Raw genomic sequence first — 884 nt, 5'->3', positions numbered from 1 at the left:
ACTCGGAATTTCCTGACCAATCTCGGCATGATGGTAGACCGAACGCGCAAGCGGTGGAGCCTCAACAATTTCGACATCATGTTCGTTGGCAATTTCTCTAATCTTCAAGGCGACTTGATCATGCCCTTTCGCAAGCAAAATTGGCGCGGCATCTTCTTCAGGTTTATATCGTAGCGCGACTGAAAAGTGAGTTGGGTTGGTAATCACCACGTCAGCCTGAGGAACATCTTGCATCATTCGACGCTGCGCCATTTCCATCTGCAATTGGCGAATCTTCCGTTTAACCTCTGGCTTACCTTCCGTGTCCTTGAATTCGTCTTTCACTTCCTGCTTCGTCATCTTCAGATTTTTTGTATGATCAAATATCTGAAAAGGTACATCAATCATAGCGATCACGATCATCGTACATGCTAAATAGAAAAAACCCCACCCCAGTATTTTGGAAGCTGTTTCCATTGCTGAAATTACATTTTGATCGGCAAGCCCGATAAGCGTTGGCAATTGCGAGTGAATAATCAAAACTGCAACTGCGACAACCAATGACACCTTTGCAATCGCCTTTATGAGCTCCACTAAGGACTTGAGGGAAAACATCTTCGCCAAGCCTTTAATTGGGTCCATTCGGCTAAACTTAGGCGCCAGAGCTTTAGTTGAGAAAAGCCAACCACCCAAAGCAACGGACCCTGCAATAGCCGATACAAACAACAAAATTAGAAACGGCAAAATACCTTCTGCAACTTCAACCGCGGCTCTTGCGAGATACATTCCCATCTGGCTTGTATCTTGTGTCGCCTCTCTAGAAAACGAAAAACTAGCAGTCATGATCTTTGTTAAAGATGCTGCGATACCGCTACCAAAAATTAACAAGCCCCCCGCCCCGACAA

1 protein-coding gene is annotated in these 884 nt (G+C 45.4%); it reads right to left on the bottom strand.

The window, feature by feature from the left end; all coding sequences use genetic code 11:
• Window positions 1-867, bottom strand: an 867-nt coding sequence (gene flhB / locus A3756_RS18065; protein WP_082865353.1) for a flagellar biosynthesis protein FlhB, incomplete at its 3' end; no start/stop codon positions are given.
• Between the last annotated feature and the right edge of the window lie 17 nt (window positions 868-884).

This window comes from Oleiphilus sp. HI0086 (genome assembly GCF_001635225.1).
The sequence above is the reverse complement of the archived record's forward strand: the minus strand, read 5'-3'. Positions and strand labels throughout refer to the sequence as shown.